The 23,711-nt window shown below is 72.7% G+C and carries 25 protein-coding genes; 11 read left to right on the plus strand and 14 right to left on the minus strand.

Annotated elements, in window-relative coordinates; all coding sequences use genetic code 11:
• Positions 1-6: 6 nt before the first annotated feature.
• The 5 genes from ACWCP2_RS11070 to ACWCP2_RS11090 all read right to left on the minus strand — a co-directional run bounded on the left by ACWCP2_RS11070 (position 7) and on the right by ACWCP2_RS11090 (position 3,860).
• Complete coding sequence (locus tag ACWCP2_RS11070) at positions 7-861, minus strand: hypothetical protein (protein WP_450908297.1); 855 nt, start codon at positions 859-861, stop codon at positions 7-9.
• A 242-nt stretch (positions 862-1,103) separates the two neighbouring features.
• Positions 1,104-2,312 carry an FAD-dependent monooxygenase gene (locus ACWCP2_RS11075; RefSeq protein WP_450908298.1) on the minus strand — a complete coding sequence of 403 codons (1,209 nt, stop codon included), beginning with the start codon at positions 2,310-2,312 and terminating at the stop codon, positions 1,104-1,106.
• A gap of 9 nt (positions 2,313-2,321) precedes the next feature.
• On the minus strand, positions 2,322-2,753 hold the full coding sequence (locus ACWCP2_RS11080) for a GNAT family N-acetyltransferase (protein ID WP_450908373.1): 432 nt from the start codon (positions 2,751-2,753) through the stop codon (positions 2,322-2,324).
• Between the two features lie 56 nt (positions 2,754-2,809).
• Positions 2,810-2,992: a DUF397 domain-containing protein gene (locus ACWCP2_RS11085; protein ID WP_450908299.1), complete on the minus strand. Its 183-nt coding sequence runs from the start codon at positions 2,990-2,992 to the stop codon at positions 2,810-2,812.
• Positions 2,993-2,996: 4 nt separating this feature from the next.
• Positions 2,997-3,860, minus strand: coding sequence for a helix-turn-helix domain-containing protein (locus ACWCP2_RS11090; protein WP_450908300.1), 864 nt, complete (start codon positions 3,858-3,860; stop codon positions 2,997-2,999).
• Positions 3,861-4,082: 222 nt separating this feature from the next.
• Between ACWCP2_RS11090 and ACWCP2_RS11095 the strand changes: the two genes are divergently transcribed.
• From ACWCP2_RS11095 to ACWCP2_RS11105, 3 genes are read left to right on the plus strand one after another with little or no spacing between them, the layout of a single operon-like run.
• Positions 4,083-4,487 carry an ATP-binding protein gene (locus tag ACWCP2_RS11095; protein ID WP_450908301.1) on the plus strand — a complete coding sequence of 135 codons (405 nt, stop codon included), beginning with the start codon at positions 4,083-4,085 and terminating at the stop codon, positions 4,485-4,487.
• A gap of 10 nt (positions 4,488-4,497) precedes the next feature.
• Complete coding sequence (locus ACWCP2_RS11100; RefSeq protein WP_450908302.1) at positions 4,498-5,727, plus strand: DUF1266 domain-containing protein; 1,230 nt, start codon at positions 4,498-4,500, stop codon at positions 5,725-5,727.
• Positions 5,724-6,296 (plus strand): GNAT family N-acetyltransferase, encoded by a 573-nt coding sequence (locus tag ACWCP2_RS11105; protein ID WP_450908303.1) that lies wholly within the window; start codon positions 5,724-5,726, stop codon positions 6,294-6,296. Before ACWCP2_RS11100 ends, ACWCP2_RS11105 begins: the two co-directional genes overlap by 4 nt.
• A gap of 26 nt (positions 6,297-6,322) precedes the next feature.
• Here the strand turns inward: ACWCP2_RS11105 and ACWCP2_RS11110 are convergent, their stop codons facing one another.
• Both ACWCP2_RS11110 and ACWCP2_RS11115 read right to left on the minus strand, forming a co-directional pair.
• Positions 6,323-7,519 carry a DUF418 domain-containing protein gene (locus ACWCP2_RS11110; protein WP_450908304.1) on the minus strand — a complete coding sequence of 399 codons (1,197 nt, stop codon included), beginning with the start codon at positions 7,517-7,519 and terminating at the stop codon, positions 6,323-6,325.
• A 28-nt stretch (positions 7,520-7,547) separates the two neighbouring features.
• On the minus strand, positions 7,548-8,528 hold the full coding sequence (locus ACWCP2_RS11115; RefSeq protein WP_450908305.1) for a DMT family transporter: 981 nt from the start codon (positions 8,526-8,528) through the stop codon (positions 7,548-7,550).
• A 122-nt stretch (positions 8,529-8,650) separates the two neighbouring features.
• Between ACWCP2_RS11115 and ACWCP2_RS11120 the strand changes: the two genes are divergently transcribed.
• On the plus strand, positions 8,651-9,685 hold the full coding sequence (locus tag ACWCP2_RS11120) for a LysR family transcriptional regulator (protein WP_450908306.1): 1,035 nt from the start codon (positions 8,651-8,653) through the stop codon (positions 9,683-9,685).
• Between the two features lie 37 nt (positions 9,686-9,722).
• Here the strand turns inward: ACWCP2_RS11120 and ACWCP2_RS11125 are convergent, their stop codons facing one another.
• A complete protein-coding gene (locus tag ACWCP2_RS11125; protein WP_450908307.1) occupies positions 9,723-10,373 on the minus strand; it encodes an FMN-dependent NADH-azoreductase in 651 nt (216 codons plus the stop codon).
• 98 nt (positions 10,374-10,471) lie between these two features.
• Between ACWCP2_RS11125 and ACWCP2_RS11130 the strand changes: the two genes are divergently transcribed.
• The gene (locus tag ACWCP2_RS11130; protein WP_450908308.1) at positions 10,472-10,867 is read left to right on the plus strand and encodes a winged helix-turn-helix transcriptional regulator; all 396 of its coding nucleotides are present in this window, start codon (positions 10,472-10,474) and stop codon (positions 10,865-10,867) included.
• A gap of 94 nt (positions 10,868-10,961) precedes the next feature.
• Positions 10,962-11,372 (plus strand): PPOX class F420-dependent oxidoreductase, encoded by a 411-nt coding sequence (locus tag ACWCP2_RS11135; protein WP_450908309.1) that lies wholly within the window; start codon positions 10,962-10,964, stop codon positions 11,370-11,372.
• 6 nt (positions 11,373-11,378) lie between these two features.
• Here the strand turns inward: ACWCP2_RS11135 and ACWCP2_RS11140 are convergent, their stop codons facing one another.
• The 5 genes from ACWCP2_RS11140 to pdhA all read right to left on the minus strand — a co-directional run bounded on the left by ACWCP2_RS11140 (position 11,379) and on the right by pdhA (position 16,982).
• Entirely contained in the window at positions 11,379-12,128 is a 750-nt protein-coding gene (locus tag ACWCP2_RS11140; protein ID WP_450908310.1) for a hypothetical protein, read from the minus strand.
• Positions 12,129-12,258: 130 nt separating this feature from the next.
• A complete protein-coding gene (locus ACWCP2_RS11145; protein ID WP_450908311.1) occupies positions 12,259-13,197 on the minus strand; it encodes a GNAT family N-acetyltransferase in 939 nt (312 codons plus the stop codon).
• Between the two features lie 125 nt (positions 13,198-13,322).
• Positions 13,323-14,777, minus strand: a complete 1,455-nt coding sequence (locus ACWCP2_RS11150) for a dihydrolipoamide acetyltransferase family protein (RefSeq protein ID WP_450908312.1) — start codon at positions 14,775-14,777, stop codon at positions 13,323-13,325.
• A gap of 13 nt (positions 14,778-14,790) precedes the next feature.
• Positions 14,791-15,771, minus strand: coding sequence for an alpha-ketoacid dehydrogenase subunit beta (locus tag ACWCP2_RS11155; RefSeq protein WP_399375922.1), 981 nt, complete (start codon positions 15,769-15,771; stop codon positions 14,791-14,793).
• Between the two features lie 5 nt (positions 15,772-15,776).
• Positions 15,777-16,982: a pyruvate dehydrogenase (acetyl-transferring) E1 component subunit alpha gene (gene pdhA / locus ACWCP2_RS11160; protein WP_385367010.1), complete on the minus strand. Its 1,206-nt coding sequence runs from the start codon at positions 16,980-16,982 to the stop codon at positions 15,777-15,779.
• A 325-nt stretch (positions 16,983-17,307) separates the two neighbouring features.
• Between pdhA and ACWCP2_RS11165 the strand changes: the two genes are divergently transcribed.
• Entirely contained in the window at positions 17,308-17,970 is a 663-nt protein-coding gene (locus tag ACWCP2_RS11165) for a response regulator (protein WP_250738766.1), read from the plus strand.
• Between the two features lie 137 nt (positions 17,971-18,107).
• A complete protein-coding gene (locus ACWCP2_RS11170; RefSeq protein WP_450908313.1) occupies positions 18,108-18,524 on the plus strand; it encodes a pyridoxamine 5'-phosphate oxidase family protein in 417 nt (138 codons plus the stop codon).
• Positions 18,525-18,615: 91 nt separating this feature from the next.
• Here the strand turns inward: ACWCP2_RS11170 and ACWCP2_RS11175 are convergent, their stop codons facing one another.
• Complete coding sequence (locus ACWCP2_RS11175; RefSeq protein ID WP_450908314.1) at positions 18,616-20,208, minus strand: protein kinase domain-containing protein; 1,593 nt, start codon at positions 20,206-20,208, stop codon at positions 18,616-18,618.
• A 251-nt stretch (positions 20,209-20,459) separates the two neighbouring features.
• On the opposite strand from ACWCP2_RS11175, the gene ACWCP2_RS11180 reads away from it, so the two are divergent.
• From ACWCP2_RS11180 to ACWCP2_RS11190, 3 genes are all read left to right on the plus strand, one after another.
• On the plus strand, positions 20,460-22,196 hold the full coding sequence (locus ACWCP2_RS11180; RefSeq protein ID WP_450908315.1) for a protein kinase domain-containing protein: 1,737 nt from the start codon (positions 20,460-20,462) through the stop codon (positions 22,194-22,196).
• Positions 22,197-22,319: 123 nt separating this feature from the next.
• Complete coding sequence (locus tag ACWCP2_RS11185; protein WP_450908316.1) at positions 22,320-22,898, plus strand: hypothetical protein; 579 nt, start codon at positions 22,320-22,322, stop codon at positions 22,896-22,898.
• 85 nt (positions 22,899-22,983) lie between these two features.
• Positions 22,984-23,688, plus strand: a complete 705-nt coding sequence (locus ACWCP2_RS11190) for a PadR family transcriptional regulator (RefSeq protein ID WP_450908317.1) — start codon at positions 22,984-22,986, stop codon at positions 23,686-23,688.
• Positions 23,689-23,711 lie beyond the last annotated feature (23 nt).

Genomic DNA, 23,711 nt, shown 5'->3' on the forward strand with positions numbered 1-23,711 from the left:
CGGCCCCTACTCGACGGGGAGCGCCGGGGCCGGGACCGGCAGCTCGGGCGCCGGGACCGGGAGTCCGGGCAGCGCGGGCAGACCCGGCAGGCCGAGGCCGGTGAGCAGGGCGACGAGGGCGGCCACCAGGTCGGTCACCACGTCGGTGGCCTTGGCCTTGGCGTCCGTGGAGCAGCCGCAGGGACCGGCGGCCTTGGTGAGCCCGTCGACGGAGCCCTTGAGCTTGTCGATGGCGCCGGTGGCCAGGTCCAGCGGACCGAAGGCGCGCTTCGCCTTGTGGGCGGAGACGGGCAGCTTGGGCGCCGGGGCGGGCAGCGCGGGCGCGGGCAGCGCCGGGGCGGGCAGCGCGGGGGCGGCGACCGGGAGCTTCGGGGCCTCAACGGGCAGCTTCGGCGCCTCGACCGGCAGCGCCGGGGCCTCCACCGGCAGCTTCGGCGCCTCCACCGGCAGCGCCGGCGGGTCCACCGGGAGCTTCGGGGCGTCCACCGGCGGGACGGGGACCGGCAGGGCCGGGGCGGCGGGCAGGCTCTTCTTCAGCTCCGCGATCGCGGCGTCGATCTTCTCCTTGAAGGCGGCCAGGTCCGCGTCCGGGATCTTGCCGTCGGGGGACTTCAGGACGGCCGCCAGCAGATCGGTGACCGGTTTCAGCAGTCCGCCGACCCCTCCCAGGGACTGCACTTGGGCGAGCAGCGCCTCGGTTCCGGGGATGGCCTTCCCGGCGGGGACGGCCATCCCGGCCGGGGCGGAGACGAAGGCCGCGGCGGCCTGCGGCTTCGCGGCTGCCGACGCCAGACCGGGGGACGCGGTCAGCAGGGTCAGGCAGAGGGCGGCGGGGACGGTGTAGCGCGTGATGCGGTGCAACGGAGCTCTCCTGTCGGACTGTCACCTCGCGCCGCGGCAGGGGACGTGCCGCGGCGATGTGACATGGGACCTGTCCCAGCCCACTCACCGCCACCCCGTCGGACCCCGCAACCCGGGCCCCCGCACCGCCCACGGGGACACGCCGCGCAACCGGCCTACGTACGGCCGTGACCTGCACGGACACCGTCACCCTCGGGCGATGCCCCGTCAGGCGGGCGCGCCGCGCCGGGCAGCCTCCCCGGCTACGGGGTCATCGACTGCCCGCCGATCCCCGGCACCCCCGCGAGCTGACCCTGCCACCACGCCGCCACCGCGTCGGGGCTCATGTCCGCCCAGGCCGGGGTCCGCTCGACCTGGGCGCGCCCGAGCCGCCGCGCCAGGGCGACCAGCTCCCGCCCGGTCCCGCCGCGCACCCCCTCGTACCCGCGCAGCAGCTCCTCCACGGAGTCCGCCCGCCGCCAGCCTTCCGCGAAGGCGGTGGCGTCCTGGAGGGCCTTCGCGGCGCCGCTCGTGTTGTGCGGGCGTACGACACTGGCCGCGTCCCCGGCCAGCAGCAGGCGGCCGGCCGTGGTGCGCGCGGTCTCCAGGTCGTAGATGGGCTGGACGAAGGTGTCCCGCGGGTCCGTCGCCGCCAGCGCCCGTCCCCAGTACGGCGGGAACTCCCGCTCCAGCAGCGCCCCGAGGTGCTCCGTCAGCTCCGGGGTCAGCCCGCCGGGCGGGAAGCTCGTCGGGTCGTCGTAGCGGAGCTGCCCGTCCCGCGGCGGCGCGGCGTAGAGGACCCAGTTGACCCGGGGGCCGTCCGGGCCCGGGATGCGGTAGATGACGCAGGTGCCGCCGGGGAAGCAGACGGTGGTGACCGCCGCCGGATGCGGGTCCACGGCGTCCGCCGGCAGCAGTCCCGCGTCGAGGTTGCCGCGCCAGCACACGTACCCGGCGTAGTGCGGCCGGGACTCGGGGCAGACCGCCGCGCGCACCACGGACCGGTAGCCGTCCGCGCCGACGACCAGGTCGTAGCGCTCGGCCCCGCCGCCCGCGAGCCGCACCTCGCCGTCCCCGGTCACGCCGGTCACCGTCTCGCCCTGCCGGTAGACCACCGCGTCCGGGACCGCCTCCCGCAGCCCGCGCCAGAGCTGGCCCCAGTGGTACGAGTGGAACGGGAACGGCTGCTCCCAGATCAGCCGGCCCCCGTCCCCCTTCTCCGGGTCGCGCACCACCCACCGGCGGCGCTCCAGCCGGTGCGCGGGGATCCCTTCGGGGAGAGCGCCGCTCTCCCGCAGTTCGACGGCCCGGTCGTCGTGGACGCACAGGCCGACACCCCGGTCCGCGAGCCGCCCGCGCGTGCGCTCCAGCACCACCACCTCGGCCGCCCCGGCCCGCGCGGCCGCCGTGGCGAACGCACAGCCCGCGATGGAACCACCGACCACCGCGACCGAACCCGTACCGCTCCGCATGGCCGCACCCTACTGGCGTTGCGGGTGCTCCCACCTGACTTCGCCGTCGTGCCACCGGTCGGTGGGGGCGAGGCCGCACGCGCGGGCGACGGCCGCGGAGGCGGTGTGATCGGGGTGCACGTGAGCGATGACGGCGTGGACCGCCGCCTGCGTACGGAGCCACCCGACCAGCCCGGCTGCGGCCTCGGTGGCGATGCCGCGCCGCTGCCAGGGCGTGCCGATCACCCAGGCGACCTCGGCGACGCCGCCCTCGACGGTCGCCTGCACGGTGCCGACCAGGCAGTCCGCCTCGTCGAGCCGCACCACCCAGTTCCACCAGGTGACGGCGGGGTCCGGCGACCCGGCGGCGAGCCGCGCGTAGCGCGTGCGCAGCTCCGGCTCGGTGAGCGGGGCTCCGCCGATGAACCCGTGCAGCTCCGGGTCCCCGAGCACGGTGGCCATCTCCCCCGCATGCGCGGCCTCCAGCGGCAGCAGCGTGAGCCGCGCGGTCCGGATGATCACGCCGCCTGCGCCGCCGCGAAGTCAGCCCATGCGGTGGGGGCGACCCGGATGACCGGCCCGTCCCCCTGCTTGCTGTCCCGGACGGCGACCGTGCCGGCGATGTTGGTGGCCACCTCCACGCACTCCGTGTTGGCTTGGTCGCTGCTGTAGCTGGACTTGACGAACTCGTATTCGTTCACGGGCTTACATACCTTTGCTGATGGCATCTATCAGGCTCACGGAGTCGTGCGGCGCGAGACTCAGCCGTGACACCCGGGCGAAGGCCCGGCCGTACGCCTCGTTCGCCTCCGCCCCTTCTGCCCACAGGGTAGATCCGATGGTCTCGGCATAGCCGACGTCCAGCGCCCCGGGCTCCGAGAACGAGACGATGTTGAACGAGCCGTCGACGCCGTGGTGCCTTCCCGCCCGGAAGGGCAGGACCTGCACGTGGACATGCGGCAGCTTCGCCATCTGCACGAGGTGGTCCAACTGCGCCCGCATCACCTCGACGCCGCCGACCTGGTGGCGCAGAGCGGCTTCCCACAGCACCGCGTGGAACTCCAGTGGCGAGTCGCCCCGCAATCGTGCCTGTCGCTTGATCCGCGAGGTCACCAGGGCCTCGATCTCGTCAGGGTGCGACCAGTTGGACGTCACGCCCAACGCCCTTACGTATTCCGGGGTCTGAAGCAGTCCAGGGACCAGTGCGGGGTGCCAGGTACGGATGCGTGTGGCGACCTCCTCCATCGCGATGTACTCGCCCAGGCCACCCACGATGGGCATGTGATGCCACCAGCCCTTGGCCTTGCGACGCTCACGGTCCAGCTTGGCCAGTGACAGCAGGCTGCGAACCGTCGTCTCGTCCGTCACTCCGTAGAGCGTGCACAGGGCCACGATGTCCGGGTCCCGGAAAGGAACCCAGCCCCGCTCCATCTTGGCGACCTTGGCCGCCGTCGCACTCAGCACCTGAGCCGCCTGCGGCTGCGTGAGGCCCGCGGCGTCCCGCAGGCGCAGCAGTTCCCCGCCCAGCCGGCGCGCCAGCACCGTGGATACCCGATTGTCCGTGGGCACTTGATCCACCTCCTCGTACCCGGTGCAGTCTTCCCCGCCCGGCCCGAACCGCACAACTACTCCCTGGGGAGATATTTCCCCGGTTTAGCTTGCACCCCAAGCTCGACCCGCCCTACGGTCAGTGACGAAGTACTCACCGCACAGAGTCAGTTGGCGGAAGCGCACCGGGCTGTCCACGAGACGGCACCGGCATGCCACCGCCCGTACCGGAGGTGCACAGCCATGGAGCGTCAGGACGTACGGAACTACCCGCCCCGCCAGGACTCCGTGCCGAGGGCCCGCCGGCACTCCGCGTGGCTCGCCGTCGCCTGGGGGCAGCCCGAGCTCGCTTCGGACGTGGCGCTGCTGACGAGCGAGCTGCTGACCAACGCGCTGCTGCACGGCTCGCTGTGGGACCGGTACCTCCGGGTCGCGGTCCGCCTCACGGGAGCAGTGCTCCGCATCGAGGTCACCGATCCAAAAGGCGAGCGCCGCCCCGAACCGCGAGCGGTGTCCGACGACGACCAGTTCGGCCGCGGCCTGCACATCGTGAGCGCGCTCTCCGAGCGCTGGGGCTCCTGCGACCGGGTCGTCGGCAAGACCGTATGGGCCGAGCTGGCCCACGGGGGACACAGCAGCCCCCGTTAGGCTGACCCGCATGGATGGGTGGACGGCGCCGAGTTCCATCGAGCGCGAGCTGTACGAGGCCAAGGCGCGCGGCGACTGGCCGGGGTACCTCGACGCCCTCGCCCGCAGCGAGCTGTTCCTGGCGCAGTCCCGGGCCCAGGTCGACGCCGAGCCGACGCACGCGCGCTTCCACCCCACCCCCGACCGGCGCTGCCTCGTCGTCCACACCCGCGGGATGCTCCCCGTCCCCGACCCGCACACCGTGTACCTGCCCCGGTCCCTCGCCTGGTTCGCGAACGCCTGGGACTCCTCCGACCCCCCGCACCTCGCCGTGAATCCCGGCTCCCCCGCCGAGGCCTACCTCACCACCACCCCCGCCGACCTCGCCCGCTGGCGGGCCCACTGGGACGCCGCCGCCCCGGTGTGGGGGCTCGCCCCCGGAGCCGTGCACGCCCTGCACGTCGGCGGCCCGCTGCACGGGCCGGTCGCGCACGGGCTCGCCGTCGGGGCCCATCTCGCCGTCTCCAACGGGGAGTTCTGGAACGCACTGGCCTACCACGGCAACGGCTACACCCGGGAGCGCGAACGGCTGCGCAAGGGCTGGGGCATCACCACCGCCGCCGAGTGGCACGACACGCTGCGCCGTCTGCTCGACGCCGGGATGGTCAGCCCCGTCTGGGAGTTCGCGCTGCGCGTGCGCCGCCTCCTCGCCTCCGACTTCGCCGGGCCCGTGGACCCGGAGCACTGGCGGCACGCCGCGGCGACCGCCCTGCGCCGCAACGCCGAGCGGGCCGCCGAACCGCAGCTCACCCCCGAGGGGGTCACCCTCGCCGCGCCCCGGCCCAGCGCCGAGGTGGAGGGCGAGGTGGCGGGCGTACAGCGGCTGATCGGCCGCATCGCCCGCTACGAGCAGCGCTTCCGCGCCGACGGGCTGCTCCCCGAGGACGGCTGGGTCCGCTCCGTGGAGGGCTGGGACCACGGCCGGGCCTCGCAGATGGCCCGCTGGGGCCTCGGGACCCGCTACGGAACCCTCGCCGACGCGGAACACGGCGTACGGCAGGCCGGGGAGGCGGCCAGGGCCGCGTACCGCTCGTGGGAGGAGTTCTCCGCCGGGTACGCCCTGGGGCGCTGCCTGCACTTCGACGAGGAGGAGTTCGGCGACTGGTACACGGGCGTACTGGCCAACCACCTCACCCTGACCACCGACCCGGCGAGCCCCTGGCTCAACATCCCCTGGCGGACACCCGGAGGAACCGCATGACGCAGCAGCACAGCCTCACGACGGAGCGCATGGACGGCCCGGCCGCGCTCCGCGCCGCGGACGCCTTCGGCCTGGTCTACGCCGAGGCCTTCGCGGAGGCTCCGCACCACGAGACCGAGGAGGAGCTCGCCGCCGCCCGCCTCCGCTTCCCCGCCCAGACGCGCAGGCCCGCCTTCCGCGCGGCCCTGGCCCGTACCCCGGACGGCGAACCGGCCGGCATGGCCTACGGCTGGGCGCTCCCGCCCGACGCGGTGTGGTGGGACGAGCTCACCGAGCCCGTGTCCGCCGCGATGCGCCGGGAGGACGGCCGCCGCACCTTCGGGCTCATCGAGCTCGCCGTGCGCGGGCCGTGGCGCGGCCGGGGTGTAGCGCGGCGGCTGCACACGGCGCTGCTCGAAGGCATCCCGTCCGAGCGGGTGCTGCTGAAGGTCCACCAGGAGGCCGAAGCGGCCGCGGCCGCCTACCGCGCGTGGGGCTACCGCAAGATCGGCGAGGCCCGCCCCCCGACCACGGACGAAGCCACGGCCCCATACCTCCGCGACGTGATGCTGCTCGACCTGCGGAACTGACGGCGGGGCAGCCCTCGGCCGAGCCCTCAGCGCCTCGGGAGGCGGGCGAGGGTGGCCGTGCGCAGGAGCCATTCCACCGGGCCGTACCGGTGTCTGGCCATCAGGTGCTTGCTGAGGGCCAGTTGGGCGGCGTACAGGACGAGCGCGCCGCAGGCCACGGCGGCCGTGCCGAGGCGGTCGTAGAGGGCGAGGCCGTAGGCGGTGAAGACGAGGGCCATGACGAGGGACTGGCTCAGGTAGTTCGTCAGGGCCATCCGGCCGGCGGGGGCGAGCAGCCCCGCCGCCCGCCCGCCCCGGGGCGTCCCCATGAGGAGGAGCATCCCGCAGACGTACGCGGCGGTGAGCGCGGGCGCCGTGACCATGCCCACGATGGCCCCGAGGAGGCTCCACCGGGGACCGAGTGCGCCGCCTGCGGCCAGGGCCATGAAGAGGCTGCCGGGCAGGCCCGCGGCGACGCCGAGCACGCAGACGCGGCGCATCCGGTCCGCGTACCGCCCCGTGTCGGCGAGGAGGCGGCGCTTCCCGCAGGACATGCCGGTCAGGAAGGCGGCCAGGACGAAGCCACCCGTCATCGGTACGGCGAGGAGCGCGTCGGGCAACTGGCCGAGGTTGGCCCGTACGACGGAGGCCGGATCACCGCGGTAGTCGGCGGCCAGTGCGGCGAGCTCCGGTGGGAGCCGGGTCAGTTCGGCCGCCTCGGCGTCCGACATGAACACGGAGCCCAGCGCCAGCAGGAGCAGGAGGCCGGCCGCGCAGCCGTACACGATCCGGGCGGCGCGCAGGGCCGTCCGCGGCGTGCAGGTGCGTGCGGCGATGAGGATCAGGCCGAGCAGCGCGTAGGTCATGAGGATGTCGCCGGTGTACAGCAGCACGGCGTGCAGGAGGCCCAGGACGAGCAGGCCGAGCGAGCGGCGCAGCATGCGGGGGACGACGCTCGCTCCGTCGCGTGCGGCGGAGTCCTGCTGGAGGGTGAAGCTGTAGCCGAAGAGGAACGAGAACATCAGGTAGGACTTGCCGGCGAACAGGGTCTGCACGATCCCGTCGGCGGCCTTGTCGAGCGCCGTCGCGTCCGGGTCGACGGCGCCGCCGGGGGCGTACGGGCTCGCCATCATCGTCGCGTTGACCAGCAGGATGCCGAGGAGCGCGACACCGCGCAGGGCGTCGACCTCCGGTATCCGTGCGGACCGTTCCGTCCGTTCGTACGCAGCAGCCGTCGCGGGCACCGCTTCCCCCAAGGTGGTCGTGGGTGTGTCAGCCCCCGCACCCCGGCTGCCGGACGGCGGCCCGGGCCTGGAACCCGGCCAGGGCCGGGGCCTCTCGGAGCTCCGGCCGGTCCGGCCGGAGCGGGGAGCTCTTCGTTTCCGTGACGACCGTAGTCCGGCGCCGGGTCAGGGCCACGCCCAGCAGGACGACCGCCATGCCGGCGATCACGCGCGGGCTGAGCTCCTCGCCCAGGACGAGCGCTCCCAGCGCCACCGAGACGACCGGCAGGAGGTAGCCGACGGTGGCGGCGTTCGTCGCGCCCTCGTCGGCGATGATCCGGTACGTGAGGTGGAAGGTGACACCGGTGGCGAAGACGCCGAGGACCACGACGGCCAGCAGCGGCACCGCCTCGAACCGGACCGGGTGCGGGCCGCCGGCGGGCAGGGCCAGCGCCGTGAGCCCGGTGGCCGCCAGGAGCTGGGCGGTGGCGAGCGACAGGGTGGGCACGCCCTTGCCGACGAGGTGGCGGCCCATGTAGGTGAAGGCGAAGGCATAGCTCGCGGCGGCCCCCAGGATGGCGAGGGCTCCCCAGCCCACGTGCCCCGACCGCTGCCACGGGGCGAAGATCAGCGCGGTTCCGGCGAGCCCCACCAGCAGACCGGCCACCCGGATCGCGTGCGGGCGGCGCTCGGCGCGCGTGACGAGCCCGATCAGGAGCGACCAGAGCGGGGTCGTCGCGTTCAGCACCCCGGCGAGTCCCGAGTCGACGGACCGCTGGCCGATGGCGAACAGGGCGAACGGCAGCGCGTTGCAGAAGAAGGCCGCCACCAGAACGTGGCCCCACAACGCCCGCCCGCGCGGCAGGCGTTGCCGCGCGAACCGGCACGCCGACCCCAGGACGAGGGCGCCGAGCGCGCACCGGACCAGGGTGACCTGGACCGGGGTGAGCCCCTCCAGGGCGAGGTCGATCCACAAGAACGTCGAGCCCCACAGGAGGGCGAGCACGCCGACGCGTCCGGCACCGATCACGGTTGGTCTCCTCGGGTATCGGGCCGCCGGCCTGGGGGGCCGCGGTCTCCTCCTCCCACGGTGCGGGACCCGATACGACAGGACAAGCAAAGGGTTCTGCACCGACCGTTAACGTGTACTACATGCTCGATGTGCGAAGGATGCAGGTCCTGAGGGCGGTCGTCACCAGCGGATCGGTGACGGCCGCGGCGGCCCACCTGGGGTACACCCCCTCCGCGGTCAGCCAGCAGGTGGCGGCCCTGGAGCGGCAGGCCGGAATCCCCCTGCTCGAACGGGTCGGGAGGGGCGTACGGCCCACGGCGGCGGGCCGGCTGCTCGCCGAGCACGCCGCCGTCATCAGCCGCAACGTCGCCGAGGCGGAGACCGCGCTGGCCGACCTGCGGGCCGGCCGCACCGGGCGGCTCGCGGTCCGCTACTTCGCCACGGCCGGCGCGGCCCTGGTGGCCCCCGCCCTGGCGGGGCTGCGCCGCGAACACCCGGGCGTGCGGATCGACTTGCGGATGACCGACCCCGAGGATCCGCTGCTGGAGGTGGAGCAGGGCCGCGCGGACCTCGCCCTGGTCATCGCGCCCCGGACCCGGCCGCGCGAGGACGTGGAACTGATCCACCTGCTCGACGACGCGTACGACGCCGTGCTCCCGGCCGGGCACCGGCTCGCGTCCAGGGAGACGATCGCCCTCGTGGAACTCGCGGACGAGCAGTGGGTCGGCAGCGAGCCGCCCGGCCCCTGCCTGGAGCCGGTCCTCGACGCCTGCGCGGCGGCGGGCTTCAGCCCCGACTTCGTGGTGCAGAGCGAGGACTACCCGACGGCGCAGGGGTTCGTCGCGGCCGGGCTCGGCATCGGCCTGATGCCGCGCATGGGGCTGGGCCTGACCTCCGAGCCGGGCCCCGGGTCGGGTTCCGCGCCGGGATCCGAGCCGGGTTCCGCGCCGGGTTCCGAGCCGGGATCCGCGCCGGGATCCGCGCCGGGGCCGGGGACGGCGGCCGTGGCGGTCGGGCGCCATCCGGGGGTCGTCGTACGCCCGGTCCGCGATCCGCGCCCGGTCCGGGCGGTGTACGCGGCGGTCCGCAAGGTCTCCCTGGGCCGCCCGCCCGTACGCGCCCTGCTCGAAGCACTCCGGCAGGGCACGGCGCCGGCGGGGGAGGCTCCGGCCTGAGGCCTCAGGACACCTCGGGTCCGGGTACCGAGCCGTCTCAGGCGGCCGAACCGACGCGCACCGCGAGGGACTTGCCCTTGGACTCCGCGTCCGCGAGCGCCTGGGCGTACGAGGCCTCCGCGAGCGGGATCAGCCCGGCCATCGCCGGGACGGAGGAGGCCAGGGTCAGCTCGGGGACGATGAGGTCGACCTCGGCGCCGAACATCTCGGTCAGCACCCCGGTCAGGTAGTTCGTCGCGTACTCCATGCCCTCGCGCGGGGTGCCCGGCGCGTACGAGCCGCCGCGGCTGGCGACGACGGTGACCGGCAGGCCCTTGAGCGGCGACTCGGGGCCCGCGTTGCGGCCCATCACGATGACCTGGTCGAGCCAGGCCTTCAGCGTGGACGGAATCGTGAAGTTGTACATCGGGGCGCCGATCAGCACGGCGTCCGCATCCTCCAGCTCCTGCGCCAGCTTCAGCCGCGCGGCGAGGGCCGCGGCCTGCTCGGGGCTGTGGGTGGCGGGGTCGGCGTAGGCCGCGGACAGGGTGAGGCCGTCGAGGTGCGGGACGGGCTCGGCGGCCAGGTCGCGGTAGACGACGGCGCCCTCGGGGTGCTGCTCCTCCCAGGCCTTGCGGAACGCGGCGGTCACCGCACGCGAGGTACCGGCGGGGTTCAGGGACGTGTCCAGGTGCAGAAGGGTGACCATGGGAGCCTCCAAGGCGAGTGCATTTTCGTACGTCACTATTATTAGCACAGTCACTTACTTTTTCTCACCCCCTAAGTCGAGGGTAGTACCCTGATGCCATGGCGGAAGAGGCGGGCAAGGTCGGCAGGGCTGACAAGGCCGACAAGGCGAAGCAGCACGACACCGGGGTCTGCAGCCGGGTGAGCGACGGCATCACCCAGGTCTTCGGGCTCCTCGGGAAGCGCTGGACCGGCGTGATCGTGGCCTCGCTCATGGAGGGCCCCGTGCACTTCGCGGACCTGCGCAGGTCCATCGCCGGCATCAGCGAGCGCATGCTGTCCGACCGCCTGGTCGAGCTCGCCGCGGCCGGGCTCGTCCTGCGCGAGGTCGACGAGGGACCGCCCCTGCGGGTGGCCTACCGGCTGACGGACCGGGGCGCCGCGCTGAAGCCCGCGCTCACGGAGCTGGGCCAGTGGGCGGAGAAGTGCCTGGTCAAGGGCGAGGAAACCTGCTGATCAGCGGGGCCGAACCGGCCGACCTGCCCTAGTCGCGACGCCTCCGCGCGAAATCGACGGCGGGCCGGCGCCGGGCCCAACTACCGTTCCCCCCATGACTCCTGTGCTGAACGACACCGTACGCAAGCTCCTCGACGCCCCTCACCCGGCGGTGCTCGCCACGCTCAACCCCGATGGCAGCCCGCAGAGTTCGGTGGTCTGGGTGACCCGGGACGGGGACGAGGTCCTGATCTCCACCGAGCGCGGCCGCCGCAAGGAGCGCAACATCGTCCGCGACCCCCGGATCGGCCTCACCGTCTTCGATCTGGCCAACCCCTTCCTCTACGCCGAAATCCGCGGCACCGCCACCGTCACCGAGGACACCGGCCGGGCCGTGGCCGTCCGCATCGCGGAGGAGTACCAGGGTCCGGGCGCGGGAGAGGAGTACGCGAACGCCCCGGCCGAGGACGTACGGGTCGTCGTACGCCTCACCCCCACCAAGGTCGCGGGCAACGCGGCCCGCTGACCCCTCCTACGGCAGGCCCGGCCGCACCGCGGTCCAGGCGTCCACCGCCGCGGCCAGGGGGTCGGTCGCCGCGAGGTACGGCCGGGCCGGTTCCATACAGCAGATCAGCCCCTTGATGCGGCGCAGCCGCAGGATCTCGGGGCGCGGCAGCTCCCGCCAGACCCGGGCCCGCGCCGCCGCCCGGGCCGGGGTCAGCTCGAAGCCGGCCAGCACCTCCCGGCACAGGGCGGCGGGATCCCGGTCCGGGTCCCCGGCCTCACCGGGGCCCAGGTAACGGATCAAGTAGGCGTGCACGTACGGCCGTTCCTCCGGCCGGCCCAGCCGGTCGAGGGCGGCCAGCGCGATCCGGGCCCAGCGCAGCCGCACCGCTTCGGGCAGTTCCCCGTTCTGCATCCCGAACGTGGCCAGGCAGCGCAGCGTCTCCGAGTGCGGCTCCTCCGCCAAGGGCGGATCACCGGCCAGCCAGTCCTCCAGCTCGGCCAGCGCGTGCCCGTCCGGCGGCACGTAGGTCAGCACCTGCCCACCGGCGAGCAGCCCGACCACCGGTCCGGTGAGCCGCACCTTCGCCACGTGCCCCGCGGCGAAGGACCCGACCGGGCGCCCGTGCTGCTCTATTCCCCGCAGCCTGGTCCGCAGCCCGCCGGCCGCGAACACCTGCCCGGACCGGGCCACGCCGCCGATGCACCGCACCACGCACACGCCGCCCGTGACATCGGCCGCCTCGACGGCACACACCTGCAACTCCGCGAAGGACACCGCGTCCCCCCTCTCCCGGCGGGGAGGCTACCGCCCGGAAGGCGGGTGCGACACGGAGTCCGGTCACTTCCGCCTTCGGGCCGCCTCCGGCCGGGAAGGAGTCGCGGGCCGCCCGCACGGCCCCTCGCCCTCATGCCCCCGGCGCCGCCTCCAGGATCACGCGGTTCTCGGTGACCTCGTAGCCCGCGCGGGTGAAGGCGGCGGCCATCGGGGTGTTCACGGTGTCCGTGGTGGCGGTGATGCGGTCGGCGCCCTCTCCCGCGTGGAAGCGGGTGATCTCGGCGAGGATCTCGTCGATCAGCCCCTTGCCGCGCTGCTCGGGGACCACGCCGAGGTAGCCGACGTTGCGGTGGTACGGAGTCGCGGACGGGATCGCGAGGCCCGCGAGGGTGCCGTCGGGAAGGTGTGCCAGCCGCCACCAGGAGCGCTCTCCGGGGCAGTCGGTGTAGAACTCGATGTCGTCGCGCGCCAGCTCCTCGGCGTCCATCGTGCGGAGCTCGCTCTGCGTGTGCACGTCCAGGCTGCCCTGCGAGAGCCGGACGAAGGCGTCGAGGAACTCCTCGTCGGTGCCCTCCCGGAATACCAGCCGGCCCGTGGGTTCAACGGTCCCGGCGGCCGGGGTCCACTCGAAGCGCAGCCGCTCGATCTCGCGGGTCAGACCGGTCCTGGCCGCGGCCTCCTGCCGCCAGGCGACCGCGGCGGCCACATCGGGGGTGGTGCGCCAGTCGCGCGGCAGCATGATGTTGTAGTCGGGGACCTTGCCGAAGGCCTCGTGCCCGGCGGCGAGCAGCCCGGCGGCGACGGAGGCCGGGTCGGCCACCGCCTCGCGGACCTGGAGGCAGTCCAGGACGCCCGGGCGCTCGCTGTCGGCGCGGCCCCACCACAGGGCGCGGGCGAGGATCTCGCCGTTCTCGTCCTCGGCGATCCACGTCCACTCGGGACGCATCTGGTGCGCCGCGAGTTCCTCGCGGATCTTCTCGGGGGTGAGGGCGGGGACGGGGCCGTCGGCCGGGTAGGCGACGGCGCGGTCCAGGACGGTGGGGTCTGCTGTGGCAGCGCGGAAGTGCATGGACCGATGATCACACCGGCCGGATCCGTTCCCCAAGGCATTTCTGCACGTCAGGGGCGCATAGCTGCGGATGGATGCGGAAATCCGGCCTCCGGGTGGGACACCCGGAGGCCGGAACCGGGCCGTCAGGACCAGGTGATCAGACGGCGGGGGTGCTCCAGGACGGCGGCGATGTCCGCGAGGAAGCGGGAGCCGAGTTCGCCGTCGATGAGGCGGTGGTCGAAGGACAGCGCCAGGGTGGTGACGTGGCGGGCCTTGACCTTGCCCTTGTGGACCCACGGCTGGAGCTTGATCGCGCCGACCGCGAGGATCGCGGACTCTCCGGGGTTCAGGATGGGCGTGCCGGTGTCGACGCCGAAGACGCCGACGTTGGTGATGGTGATGGTGCCCTGCTGCATGTCGGCCGGGGAGGTCTTGCCCTCGCGGGCCGTGGCGACCAGTCCGGACAGGGCCTGCGACAGCTCGCCGAGCGTCTTGGCGTGGGCGTCCTTGATGTTCGGGACGATCAGCCCGCGCGGGGTGGCCGCCGCGATGCCCAGGTTGACGTAGTGCTTGAGCACGATCTCCTGGGCCGCCTCGTCCCAGGACGCGTTCACGTCCGGGTTGCGGCGGATCGCCACCAGCACGGCCTTCGCGATCAGGAGCAGCGGGTTGATCCGGAGCCCCGCGAGGTCCGGGTCGTCCTTGAGCTCCTGGACCAGCTTCATCGTGCGGGTCACGTCGAAGGTGATGAACTCGGTGACGTGCGGCGCGGTGAAGGCGGAGCCGACCATGGCCTGGGCGGTGACCTTGCGGACGCCCTTGACCGGGATACGGGTCTCGCGGGCGGACCCGGCCACCTCGGCCGGGGCCGGGGCGGAGACCGAGGCCGCAGCCTGGGCCTCCGCGGGAGCCGCCGCAGCCGCCTGGGCCACCGGGACCGCCGGGGACACGGCCTGCGGGGTGATGGCCGCCGCGGCCGCCGCGTGCACGTCCTCGCGGGTCACGACCCCGCCGTCGCCGGTGGGGACCACCGCCGCCAGGTCGATCCCGAGGTCCTTGGCGAGCTTGCGCACCGGCGGCTTCGCCAGCGCCCTGCCCGCGCCGCCCTGGGCGGGGACCGCGGCGGGGGCGGCCGGAGCCACCGGGGCCGGAGCCGCCGCGGCGGCCGCGGCCCGGGCCACGCCGGTGCCGTTCTGCGCGGCGACCGCGGGCTGCGGAGCCTTGCGCGGGCGGCGCTTCGTAGAGGCGGTGGAAACTCCGTAGCCCACCAGAACGGGCTGGCGGGCCGCCGGGGCCTCGGGCTCCGCCGCGACGGCGGCCGGTGCGGCGACGGCCGCGGCCGGGGCCTCGTCGCCGGGGGCGGTCTGCACCGAGATGATGACCTGGCCGACGTCGACCGTGACGCCCTCCTCGAAGAGGAGCGCGTGCACGACCCCGTCGAAGGGGATCGGCAGCTCGACGGCCGCCTTCGCCGTCTCCACCTCGCACACGACCTGGCCGTCGGTGACGGTGTCACCCGGCTGGACGTACCACTTGAGGATCTCGGCCTCGGTGAGGCCCTCGCCCACATCGGGCATCTTGAATTCGCGGATCGTCATCGCAGGGCTCTCCTCAGTACGCCAGCGAGCGGTCGACTGCGTCGAGCACCCTGTCCAGGCCCGGCAGGTACTCGTCCTCCAGGCGGGCCGGCGGGTACGGGGCGTGGTAGCCGCCCACGCGCAGCACGGGCGCCTCCAGGTGGTAGAAGCACCGCTCCGTGATGCGAGCGGCGATCTCCGAACCCACACCGAGGAACACCGGTGCCTCGTGGACCACCACGAGCCGGCGGGTCTTCTCCACCGACGCCTGGATCCCGTCGAAGTCGACCGGGGACATCGAGCGCAGGTCGACGACCTCCACCGACTTGCCCTCCTCGGCGGCGGCCGCCGCGGCCTCCAGACAGACCTTCACCATGGGCCCGTAGGCCGCGAGGGTGATGTCGGTGCCGCTGCGGGCCACCCGGGAGCCGTGCAGGGCGTCGGGGATGGCCTCGGTGTCGACCTCGCCCTTGTCCCAGTAGCGGCGCTTCGGCTCGAAGAAGATCACCGGGTCGTCGCTGAGGATCGCCTGCTGGAGCATCCAGTAGGCATCGCTCGCGTTGGACGGCGAGACCACCTTCAGGCCCGGGACGTGCGCGAACAGCGTCTCCGGGGACTCCGAGTGGTGCTCGACCGCGCCGATGCCGCCCGCGTACGGGATCCGGATGACGACCGGCATCTTGATGGTGCCGAGCGAGCGCGCGTGCATCTTGGCGAGCTGCGTGACGATCTGGTCGTACGCGGGGAAGACGAACCCGTCGAACTGGATCTCCACGACGGGCCGGTACCCGCGCAGGGCCAGGCCGATGGCGGTGCCGACGATGCCGGACTCGGCCAGCGGGGTGTCGATGACCCGCTCCTCGCCGAAGTCCTTCTGCAGTCCGTCGGTGATGCGGAAGACGCCGCCGAGCTTGCCGACGTCCTCGCCCATGATCAGGACCTTGGGGTCCTCTTCCAGGGCCTTGCGCAGGGAGTCGTTGAGCGCCTTGGCGATGGTGAGCTTCTGTACGGCCATGACGGTCACTCCCCGCCTTCGAAGGACGCGAGGTAGGCGGCGAACTGCGCGCGCTCCTCGTCGACGAGCGCGTGCCCGTCCGCGTAGACGTTCTCGAAGATCGCCATGGTGTCGGGGTCGGGCATCGAGCGCACGACCTCGCGCACCCGCTTGCCGAGCGCCTCGCTCTCCACCTCCAGCTGCTCGAAGTACGCCTCGTCGGCGCCTCCGGTGGCCAGCAGGTGGGCCTTCAGGCGCAGGATCGGGTCCTTGGCCTCCCAGGCCGCCGTCTCCTCGTCGCGCCGGTACTTCGTCGGGTCGTCGGAGGTGGTGTGCGCACCCATCCGGTACGTGAAGGCCTCCACCAGGGTGGGCCCCTCTCCCCGGCGGGCCCGCTCCAGTGCCCAGCGGGTGACCGCGAGGCAGGCCAGTACGTCGTTGCCGTCCACCCGGACGCCCGGGAAGCCGAAGCCCTGCGCGCGCTGGTAGAGCGGTACGCGCATCTGGCGCTCGGTGGGCTCGGAGATCGCCCACTGGTTGTTCTGGCAGAAGAACACCACGGGCGAGTTGTAGACCGCCGAGAAGGTGAAGGCCTCCGCCACGTCGCCCTGGCTGGACGCGCCGTCGCCGAAGTAGGCGATGACGGCCGAGTCGGCGCCGTCCTTGGCCACGCCCATGGCGTACCCGGTCGCGTGCAGCGTCTGGGAGCCGATGACGATCGTGTACAGGTGGAAGTTGTTGGTGGTCGGGTCCCAGCCACCGTGGTTCACGCCGCGGAACATGCCGAGGAGGTTGGTCGGGTCGACCCCGCGGCACCAGGCCACTCCGTGCTCGCGGTAGGTCGGGAAGACGTAGTCGTCGTCGCGCAGGGCCCGGCCGGAGCCGATCTGGGCGGCCTCCTGGCCGAGCAGCGAGGCCCACAGGCCCAGCTCGCCCTGGCGCTGGAGGGCGGTCGCCTCGCCGTCGAAACGGCGGGTCATGACCATGTCGCGGTAGAGACCGCGCAGGTCATCGGTGGTGATGTCGGCGACGAAGGGTGCGAATTCCGCGACGTCGGGATTTTCCGCGACGTCGACGCGCACCCCCTCGGGCGTCAGCAGCTGTACGAGCTGGGGCTCGGCGTCATGCGTCTTCGCGGTGGCAGCGGCGGGCTTGGCGGCGCTTGCCGCGCCGGCCGGCCGCTTGGTGCCGCTGCGGCGCGGCTTGCGCGCGGCAGTGCTCTCCACGGTCACGATTGCTCCTCCGTCGGTCCGGCACCCGGGTTCTCCGGGGACCAGTGCGGCTCACCTGGATCTCTGCCCGCGCACGGGGTGGGTGCGCTTCGGGTCTGGGATTCAGGCGTGACAGGTGCCCCGGCGAGTGCCCTGCGCAATGCACGTTACCCAGTGCGCCGCATAACTGCGAAACCCCGTTTGACCTGCGATTTTGCTTGGATTTCCAAGTAAATCGGCGGAACCGGGAACAACCACTGGTCACAGCCTTGCAGGGGGCCGGAACAACGGCACGTTATCCCGGCCGTCCCCGGCAGGGAAGGGGTGAGTGTGTGAAACTGAGTTCGTGCGCGAAAACGGAAAAATCAAGGTATTCCTCCTGGACGACCACGAAGTGGTACGCAGGGGTGTTCACGAGCTGTTGTCGATGGAATCGGACATCGAGGTCGTGGGTGAGGCCGGTACGGCCGCCGACGCACTGGTCCGGATCCCCGCCACCCGCCCCGACGTGGCCGTTCTCGACGTCCGGCTGCCCGACGGCAGCGGCGTGGAGGTGTGCCGCGAGGTGCGCTCCCAGAACGAGGACATCAAGTGCCTGATGCTGACCTCGTTCGCCGATGACGAGGCGCTGTTCGACGCGATCATGGCCGGCGCCTCGGGCTACGTGCTGAAGGCGATCCGCGGGAACGAGCTGCTCAACGCGGTGCGCGACGTGGCCGCCGGCAAGTCCCTGCTGGACCCCGTCGCCACCGCCCGGGTACTGGAGCGGCTGCGCGACGGCAAGAACGGCAAGGGCGACGACCGGCTGTCGAACCTCACCGAGCAGGAACGCAAGATCCTCGACCTGATCGGCGAGGGCCTGACGAACCGCGTGATCGGCGAGCGGCTGCACCTGGCCGAGAAGACCATCAAGAACTACGTCTCCAGCCTGCTGTCGAAGCTCGGCATGGAGCGCCGGTCCCAGGCCGCGGCGTACGTGGCCCGCCTGCAGGCCGAGAAGCGGAACTGACGTTTTCGTGACGCAGTGTGACGCCCCGTGGTCGCACGATTCCACGGGGCACACTGTTTAATTCGGGACCAACGTCCTTCATGTGCGGGGCAGGCTCCTCTTTTCCGGCACGGTGTCGGTACGCGACAGTGGATGACATGTCCCCTGAGGAACTCCACGCCATCGAACTGCTGCGCCGCGTGCCCTACGGCCGAGCCGCCACCAGCATGCGCGCGCTGCCCTTCCTCGCGATCGCGCGCCACATCGTGGTGAACGGCAGAGTCGTCCTGAGAATGCATTCCGGTTTCGGCTACCACCAGGCCTGCAACGGCAGTGTGGTCTCGTACGGGGCCGACAACTTCAATTCCGGTGAGTCCGAGCTGTGGTCGGTGCAGTTCACCGGTACGGCGAACCTCGTCGAACCCACCACGGCCGAACTGGAACTGTTCGGACCCGCTCCGCACTTCGTGGACGGCGCGGTCTTCGACCCCGTCTACATGCGCATCGAGCCGCACCTGGTCACCGTCCACACCTTCGCGGGCACCATGGACCGGCAGTACCAGCACGCGCTCTGAGCAGCGCCCTCCGGGACTTTGGTCCCGAAAGGAACGGCCCGGCGGCCACCTCGTCACGAGGGGCCGCCGGGCCGTTCTTCGTCACTCGGGGCTACTCCCCCACTTCCCCGCCGCCCTCTTCCTCGGGCGACTTCGACGGGCTCACCGGCGGCGACGGCTTCGACGGGGTCGGCGACGGCGTCGGGGTCGGGGTGGGCGTCGGCGTCGGCGACGGGGAGTACGACGGCGACGGGGAGTACGACGGCGAGTACGAGTAGCTCGGCGTCGAGGACCTGCTGCGGCTCGGGCCCGGCGTGTACGACTTCGACGGCGCCGACTCGGAGAAGGAGGTCTCCGGCGCCGGGGTGTTCTGCTCCGAGTTCCCCGACGAGGGCGGCGGGGTCACCGGCGAGCTGGTGCTCGTACCGGGGTCCTTCTTGTCGCCGCCGAAGTTGTTGACCGCGTACGCCACACCGCCCGCGACCGCGAGGACCGCGAGGAGGGCGAACAGCAGCATCTTCCAGCGGCCGCCGCCGGAGCGGTCGTCGTACCCGTCGTAGCCGCCGTTCCCGCCCTGGCCGTGGCCGTTGCCGCCGCCGCCCGGGTAGGCGGAGCCGTCGTCCGGGTTCAGCGGCGGCACCATCGGCTGCTGGAACTGCGAGGTGTTCGAGTGCGAGCCGTACGGCGGCTGGCCCTGGCCGGGCGCCGCCATCGCCGTGGTCTGCGCCGGGCCGCGCCCGTGCGGCAGCGCCATGGTGACGGGACCGGTGTTCCAGGTGCCGGTGTTGGCCCCCTGGTCGTGCAGCATCTGCAGGGCGTACTGGACCAGCCCGCGCATCTCCTCGGCGCTCTGGAACCGGTCGTCCGGGTCCTTGGCGAGGGAGCGCATGACGAGCCCGTCGAGCTCCTGCGGGATCTGGCCGCCCTCGGGCAACTGCGAGGGCGGGATCGGCGCGTCCTGCACGTGCTGGTAGACCACCGACAGCGGGGTCTCCCCGGTGAACGGGGGACGCAGCGAGAGGAGTTCGTAGAGCAGGCAGCCCGTCGCGTACAGGTCGGAGCGGTGGTCCACGGCCTTGCCGAGGGCCTGTTCGGGCGAGAGGTACTGCGGCGTGCCCATGACCATGCCGGTCTGGGTCATCGTCGACTGCGCGCCGTGCAGGGCGCGCGCGATGCCGAAGTCCATCACCTTGACCGCGCCGGTGTCCGTGATGATCACGTTGGCGGGCTTGATGTCACGGTGCACGATGCCGTGCTGGTGCGAGTACGCGAGCGCTTCGAGCACGCCGGAGGTGATGATCAGCGCCTGGTCGGGGCCCGGGGCCTCGGCGCTGATCAGCAGGTCGCGGATGGTGCGGCCCTCGACCAGTTCCATGACGATGTAGGGGACGACGTTCGGGCCGACCCGGTCCTCGCCCGAGTCGTACACGGCCACCACGGCATGGTGGTTGAGGCCGGCGACCGACTGCGCCTCGCGCGTGAAGCGGGCCTTGGACACCGGGTCCTCGGCCAGGTCGGGGCGCAGCAGCTTGACGGCGACGGTCCGGCCCAGCCGGACGTCCTCCGCCGCGAAGACCTCGGCCATGCCGCCCCGGCCCAGACGATGGGTCAGCCGGTAACGGCCGTCGCCCACCAGGCCGCCCGCGCCCCAGTGCTCAGGACCCTCTGCCATCCCGGCGCCGCTTCCCTCGGGTTCGGGTGCCATCAGTCCTCACCGTCGTCTGTCTCGGCCGCCGCTCAGCGGATGTGTCCTCATCGTGTGCTCCGACGAACGCTACAGCCTCGCAACCGGTCACCGTTCGGACAAGGACGCCCCGTGCGTCGGCTGTGGACCCCCTGTGGCCTTGTGGTCACGGAACGGGAACCTGGCTTGACGTGTGCTTGCCCTCCGGCAGACTGAGCCCGACATGCGCTCAGCCAGGGGCGTGGGGACCATCCCGAGGGGAAGCAACAGTCATGAGCCAGGACGGCACTCAGGGCCAGTACGCGGGCGGCTCTCTGGCCGGTGGCCGTTACCAGCTGCGGGACTTGCTCGGCGAGGGAGGCATGGCCTCCGTTTACCTGGCCTACGACTCGGCGCTCGACCGCCAGGTCGCCATCAAGACCCTGCACAGCGAGCTCGGGCGCGAACAGTCCTTCCGCGAACGGTTCCGGCGCGAGGCGCAGGCTGTAGCAAAACTGTCGCACACCAACATCGTCTCGGTCTTCGACACCGGTGAGGGAGTCGTCTCCTTCGCGGATCCCTCCGCCGCCGACGGCGCGGTCATGCCGTACATCGTCATGGAGTACGTCGAGGGACAGCCGCTCGGCTCCGTCCTGGACGGCGACATCAGGCAGTACGGGGCCATGCCGGCCGACAAGGCGCTGAAGGTGACGGCCGACGTGCTGGCGGCTCTGGAGAGCAGCCACGAGATGGGGCTGGTCCACCGCGACATCAAGCCGGGCAACGTCATGATGACGCGGCGCGGAGTGGTGAAGGTCATGGACTTCGGCATCGCGCGGGCCATGCAGTCGGGGGTCACCTCGATGACGCAGACCGGCATGGTCGTCGGCACCCCGCAGTACCTCTCCCCCGAGCAGGCGCTCGGGCGGGCCGTGGACGCCCGCTCCGACCTGTACTCGGTGGGCATCATGCTCTTCGAGCTGCTGACCGGGCGGGTCCCCTTCGTCGCCGACTCGGCGCTGGGCATGGCGTACGCGCACGTGCAGGAGGAGCCGGTCGCCCCGTCCTCCATCAACCGGTCGGTCACCCCGGCGATGGACGCGCTGGTGGCGCGCGCACTGAAGAAGAACCCGAACGAGCGTTTCCCCACCGCCGCCGCCATGCTCGACGAGGTCGCGCGGGTGGCGGGCGCCGGGCACACCGGGGCCCCGGTCATCGTCCCGGGTTCGCACCCGACCAACAGCGGCGCCGGCCTCGGCTCGGCCGTGTTCCCGCCGGTGGACTCCGCCCTGCAGGCGCCGCCGCACTCGGTGCAGCAGCCGTACCAGGCACCGCACACCCCGGTGCCCTCCGCGTACGCGCCGACGCCGCCTCCGGCGCCGCAGTCCGGGGCGTACGGGTACCCGCAGCAGCACCAGCCGCTGCACCAGCAGGCGCAGCACCCCCAGGCGCAGCACCAGCACCAGCAACCGCAGACCCCGGCTCCGTACTCGGCCTCGACCCCGCCGCCGTACGCGCTCTCGCCGCAGGGCGGGCACGGCGGTACGGGCGGCAGCGGCGCTTCCGGCGGGAGCGGCCGCAAGAAGAACAACGCGGTCGTGGTGGGGGCCGTCGTGGTGGCGCTGGTCGCCATCGGCGGGCTGATCGCCGTACTGAACATGGGCGGCGACAAGGACAAGGACAAGGCCGGGCCGTCGGCCCCCGGGACCTCCACCTCGGCGTCCTCCCCGGCGAAGCCCGGGCACAAGGGTCCGGACTCCTCGCGGACGATCGACCCGGTCAGGTGCACGAAGGCCACGAAGGACGACAAGGACCCGTCCAAGGTGATGGCACCGGACTTCCGGACCATCGACCAGGTCTCGGCGAAGGCGTGCATCCGGGCCGCCGGCTGGAAGTACGACCCCAAGCCCAAGGACGAGGCGGTCTACGGCGAGGGGACCGTGGTCCAGCAGTCGCCCGAGCCCCGCATCGCCTTCGACCCGAACACGACCACCATCACCCTGTGGATCTCGACGGGCGACCCGGAGTAGAGGCGGCGCAGTACCGGACCATCCGGCCTCCGAGCAACGGAGCATCCGGCCTTCCGGGCGGGACGGCATCGCGAACGGCCCGTACGGGATGCCGGTTTTGTCCGGTTATGTAAATCTGAGTCCGTGACCTACGCCCGCGCGCTGCGCTGGACCGCCGGGGCAGCGATGGCAACAGCCGCGCTGCTGGTCACGGCGCCCGCGCACGCCGCGGCGGCCACGGCGGCCACGGCGGTCCACGGCTTCGCCGCCTTCTCCGTCACCCCTGCCGTCACTCCTGCCGTCACCTCCGCCGTCACCCCTGCCTCGCCCTCCGCTCCTGCCTCACCCTCCGCCTCCACCCCTGTCTCCGCCTCGCCCTCCGCCTCGCCGTCGGGCGCAGCGGACCGGGCCTTCGAGGATCTCGCCGGAAGTTCCGCCGGCGCCGGGCGGGAGCGGCCCGGGCGGCCGGTGGGCGAACCCGCCAATCCCGAGACCGTGGTCGCCGCGCGCCCCGTCCCGGCGCGCCCGCGCACCGAGCCGGTACCGCAGCCGCCCGCGCTCCCGGCCGAGCCCACGGCGACCCCGCTGGTCGACGCCCTCGGCACCGAGCCGAACGAGCGGGCCGCCGATCTGGCCGCGCACATACTGCCGCTCGGAACGGGATTCGCCCTGATGGGACTGGGTCTCGGGTTCATGGGAATGCGGCTGCGCCGGGGCGTTTAGGCCCTGGTCCGAGGGGCGGGTCCCCCTTGGGACGTAGGCCTCAGGATGGTTGCGCAGACGTACATACTCGGTATACATACTGAGTATGTCGATCCGCCACGGCCTTCTCGCCCTCCTGGAACGGGGCCCCAGGTACGGCTCTCAGCTCCGCACCGAATTCGAATCCCGCACCGGTTCCACCTGGCCCCTCAACGTCGGGCAGGTGTACACGACGCTCGCCCGCCTGGAGCGTGACGGCCTCGTCGCCCCCGGCGGCGAAGACACCGCCGGGCACACCCTGTACGCCATCACCGAGACCGGCCGGGGCGAACTGCACGCCTGGTACGAGCGTCCCGTCGACCGGGCCAACCCGCCCCGGGACGAGCTCGCCATCAAGCTCGCCATGGCCGTCGGCGCACCCGGCGTGGACATCCGCGCCGTCATCCAGTCCCAGCGGCACGCCACCGTCCAGGCCATGCAGGACTACACCCGGCTGAAGGCCCAGGCGCTCGCCGCCATCGAGAGCGGGCGCTCCGGCGAGCGTGACGACATCGCCTGGCTGCTGGTCCTGGAACAGCTCATCTTCCAGACCGAGGCCGAGGCGCGCTGGCTCGACCACTGCGAGTCCCGGCTCGTCCGGCTGTCCGCGCGCGGGGAGCGCGCACCGGCCGAGGCCGAGCCGCCCGAGGGGCGCGGTACGGCCCCCGGCGACACGACCGCCCCGACCACACCCACGACGGCGTCCACGGCCGCACCCACGACCCACACCGACCGGTCTCTGTCCCGTACCGCCCGTACGCGGCGGGTCTGAAACCACCGCTCCACGTCCCAGGG

Source organism: Streptomyces sp. NPDC002104 (assembly GCF_053593795.1).